Source organism: Clostridium sp. ATCC BAA-442 (genome assembly GCF_964239415.1).
GTDB lineage: Bacteria > Bacillota > Clostridia > Oscillospirales > Oscillospiraceae > Flavonifractor > Flavonifractor plautii.
On the sequence record NZ_CAXSQB010000040.1, the window covers coordinates 28,672 to 32,035 of the forward strand.

5 protein-coding genes are annotated in these 3,364 nt (G+C 58.2%); all 5 read right to left on the reverse strand.

Going from position 1 to position 3,364, the window contains the following annotated elements:
* Window positions 1-26 precede the first annotated feature (26 nt).
* Window positions 27-1,421 carry a DUF4179 domain-containing protein gene (locus ACESY8_RS14825; RefSeq protein WP_054338318.1) on the reverse strand — a complete coding sequence of 465 codons (1,395 nt, stop codon included), beginning with the start codon at window positions 1,419-1,421 and terminating at the stop codon, window positions 27-29.
* Window positions 1,418-1,945 carry an RNA polymerase sigma factor gene (locus ACESY8_RS14830; protein WP_054338319.1) on the reverse strand — a complete coding sequence of 176 codons (528 nt, stop codon included), beginning with the start codon at window positions 1,943-1,945 and terminating at the stop codon, window positions 1,418-1,420. The genes ACESY8_RS14825 and ACESY8_RS14830 overlap by 4 nt, the downstream gene beginning before the upstream one ends.
* Before the next feature lie 125 nt (window positions 1,946-2,070).
* Window positions 2,071-2,499 carry a hypothetical protein gene (locus ACESY8_RS14835; RefSeq protein ID WP_054338320.1) on the reverse strand — a complete coding sequence of 143 codons (429 nt, stop codon included), beginning with the start codon at window positions 2,497-2,499 and terminating at the stop codon, window positions 2,071-2,073.
* A 41-nt stretch (window positions 2,500-2,540) separates the two neighbouring features.
* Entirely contained in the window at window positions 2,541-2,870 is a 330-nt protein-coding gene (locus ACESY8_RS14840; protein ID WP_007495466.1) for a sporulation initiation factor Spo0A C-terminal domain-containing protein, read from the reverse strand.
* 1 nt (window position 2,871) lies between these two features.
* Complete coding sequence (locus tag ACESY8_RS14845; protein WP_021629718.1) at window positions 2,872-3,255, reverse strand: helix-turn-helix domain-containing protein; 384 nt, start codon at window positions 3,253-3,255, stop codon at window positions 2,872-2,874.
* Between the last annotated feature and the right edge of the window lie 109 nt (window positions 3,256-3,364).

Here is a 3,364-nt window from a genome sequence, read left to right on the forward strand (position 1 = left end):
GCCCCGTTTTTGGGGAGGGAAACAGGTCAGTGCTCCACGGGGATCTCCAGATTTCCAAAGGTGATGGAAACCACCTGTGCGGGGTCGATGAACAGCCGATCGCCGTTGGCATCAATGGTTTGGAATGACACCATAGGCAGAGCAGAGTCCAGATGTCTGCCTCCATGCCAGGTGGTGGTGATATCTGTGCCGTTTGCCAGATGGAGCACCGGAGCGGTACCGTCCCGATAGAGGGAGAAGGCCGCCTCCGCTTCATCTTGGAAATAGACTTGCAGATCCAGGGCTGACAACCGCAGTTCCGCAGGATGCAGGGTGAGCCCGTCTAATTCCAGGACATCATCTAACGGGAGTTTCCACCCGGATGACTTTTCCACCGTAAAAGTGAGCGAAAACGGCTGGTCAGAGAGAATCCGGTCGACGGTATAGGACACCTCCACTTCAAGATAGGGAAGATCTTCCAGGGTAAAGGGGCAGTCATCGAATACCTCCAGAAAGGCCCAGGTGCCATCCTCTAATGCTGCTCCGTGACCGGAGCGGCAAAGATAGCGTGCTCCGGTGCGGGTATCGATGATGGCTTCACAGCTGCTTCTCGTATACGCCAGGTCACCGGAGACGTAGGAGGCATCCTGCGTCACCAGGGCCAGTCCCTCCGAGGTCAAGGCCGCACCGCGAAGTGTCAGGAGGGGAACTCCCTCCACCGTAAACAACGGAAGAGCTGCCCCGCCATTTGCTGCAGTTTGGATAATCTCCTCTACATGATCCACCAGGGGTACGGCAGAGAAGTCCGGAGTCCCCCATTCCGTAAGCGCAGATAGGGAAATAGGGTTGTCACACTGGATACGAATATTTCCGTCATCGTCAAAAAGCCTTACGGCCACTCCATCGGCCGTGAGGGTGATAGGCTTGCCCAAAATGGATGTCTCGGTCAGTGCGCCAGTGTTTTCGTAGCAGATGTAGATGGTTTTTCCGTCAGGGGAGAGCTGGTAGTCGGTGGCGCGGCCAAAATAGTGGCCGTCCACCGTTACTTCCAGATCCATGCTGTTGGTGGTCAGCGATGCCTCTGGATCGATAGGCTCTCCGTCCGCCCGGGTCAGGGCCAGCAGGAGCATAAAATTGCTGTCGTCCACCACCGCCTCCTCCACGGTGAGGGTGTAGTCCCCGGAGGTCTGGCTGGCCCCCACGGTCTGCACGGCGTTCTGGGGCAGGGAGGGGACAAAGTACCGCCACGCCCCGGAAAAGCCCACCGCCGCCGCGCCGATGGTCAGCAGGGCGCACAGCACAGCCGCCGCCGCCAGGGGACGGACGGGCCGGATGCGGCGCGGCTCCTCCGTCCGCCGGAGTGCGGCGGACAGGTCGGCCTCTGGGGTTTCGATCTGAGCGAGGGCGCGGAAAATGCGCTCCTCCTCTGGTGTCCGCTTCATGGAACGACCTCCTTCTGTTCATCCAATTCCGATTCGCTCAGTGCCAGGGCCAGCTTCTTCCGCGCCCGCTCGTATCGCTTGCGCAGGGCGGCGGCGGACGGGCCGTAGATCTGGGACAGCTCCTCATAGGAGCGGCCCTCCATCACCCGTCCGAAGACCAGGCCCCGCTCCTCCGGCGTGAGGACGGACAGGGCCGCCCGCAGCTCCGGCCCGATGTAATCTGGGTTGTACCCGGACGGCGGGGGAGGGGCAAAGAGTTGCCGCCGCCTCTGCCGGAGCAGGTCGATACAGGCGTGATAGGCCAGCTTGTAGAGCCACGCCTCCAGATTGGTGCCCGCCCGGAAGCGGTCGCGGCGACTCCAGGCCCGCAGCAGCGCGTCCTGCACCGCGTCCTGGGCCTCATGGTAGTCACACAGGATATGATGGCAGTACCGCAGCAGGGCCTGTCCATAGCGGGCGATGACTGCCTCCAGACAGGCGCCGTCCCCGATGGGGAACGCCCGGCTCAGCTCCGCCTCGTCCATAGCATCCTCCTCCTTGTCTGCTGGATAGAAAACCGGTTTTCACCCATTATAACGGATATGTTCCGGTTTTTGTGACAGCAAGCGCAAGAAAGGGGGGCGCCAATTCGGCGCCGCCCTTGAGGAGACTAGAGAAACTTCTTCATCTGCTGGATATTGGCCTCTTCGGTTTTCAGCAGCTTGTTGGCCAGATCCCGTACCCGTTCGTCCTTCCCATGGTAGTCGTGCAGGTGCTTGAGGCTCTTGGTCATGCCCATGGTGTTGCCCTGAATCATCATCTCCGCGATCTTGGAGGTAGGGTGGTCAGCCATGGTTTTCATCGCGCTCATCATCTCGGAGGATGCCTTGACCATGGGATTGAGCCCCTTGGGCTCCTGACCACGTTCCCGCAGCATCTTTCCGGTGGCGCCGTAGAGCTTTTCATACTCCGTGAGCTGCTGCTCCAGCGCCTGGTGAAAGGTCTCGTCCTCCGCGTGGGGCAGGACGGACTGAATGCCGTCCCGGCCCATTTCTGTAGTCTGGTAGATATACTGGAGCAATTCCGCTTCTGTCAACATGGAAATCACCTCAGCTTCAGTATGCCATGATGCGCCCCGAATTATAGGTCTCCGACATCCTGGAAATACCCGGACAGCAGGGCAATCAGCTCACTGACCGTGGGACGGGCGGTAAGCGGACGCGGAGAGATGGCCTGCAATAATGGCTGGCCGCCGGAGCGCCAGTATGCGCAGAGCAGGGTGCGTATGTCCCGCTCCACACAGGCTGCCGAGGTTTGAAACGCTGTGGCAACGGCGGGATAAAGACATTTGAATACCTGATATAGGTACTCCGGCTCGGTCTGCACCAATGAGATGGCGCAGGCAAGGTAGGGAAACCCCACATAGTTGCTTGGGAATCCAAGCTGGCGCAGGCGGGCTGCAATTTCCATTTCAGTTCACTCCGGTGTCGTTCTGCTCTAAATGGTCCCCATCCAGGCTGCATTCCAGGCGTTGGATTATGTTTCGGAATTGGGACCGCTGTTCCTCCGGCAGGGCGGAGTAGGTCATGAGTAAGTTGGCATAATAGCGGTTTGTCCCTGTTAGATCCAACTCTATCGGCAGATCCATCAACAGGAGTGCCGGATGGATTTCCAGGGAATTAGCGATTGTGATGAGCGTACTCAGCGTAATATTGTAGTCTCCGCTTTCGATGGCCTGAACCGTGGACTTCCCAACCCGAAGCTTTTCAGAGAATGCCTGGTAGGAGTAGCGGCCGTTCCGGCGGATTTCGGACAGGTTTCTGGAAAATACGTCAAGCTGTTTGTCGAAATTCATAGATTTACCTCCCGTAGATAGTATACGACTACTATTTTAGGGAAAATCGTCGAAAATAGGGTACTGACATGGCGGAAAAACGAACTGACATAATGGAATTCATTATTAG

Bases quoted from the DNA above. Each gene is read 5' to 3' on its own strand.
- ACESY8_RS14825 (WP_054338318.1), bottom strand. From the start codon at position 1,421: ATGAAGCGGACACCAGAGGAGGAGCGCATTTTCCGCGCCCTCGCTCAG.
- ACESY8_RS14830 (WP_054338319.1), bottom strand. From the start codon at position 1,945: ATGGACGAGGCGGAGCTGAGCCGGGCGTTCCCCATCGGGGACGGCGCC.
- ACESY8_RS14835 (WP_054338320.1), bottom strand. From the start codon at position 2,499: ATGTTGACAGAAGCGGAATTGCTCCAGTATATCTACCAGACTACAGAA.
- ACESY8_RS14840 (WP_007495466.1), bottom strand. From the start codon at position 2,870: ATGGAAATTGCAGCCCGCCTGCGCCAGCTTGGATTCCCAAGCAACTAT.
- ACESY8_RS14845 (WP_021629718.1), bottom strand. From the start codon at position 3,255: ATGAATTTCGACAAACAGCTTGACGTATTTTCCAGAAACCTGTCCGAA.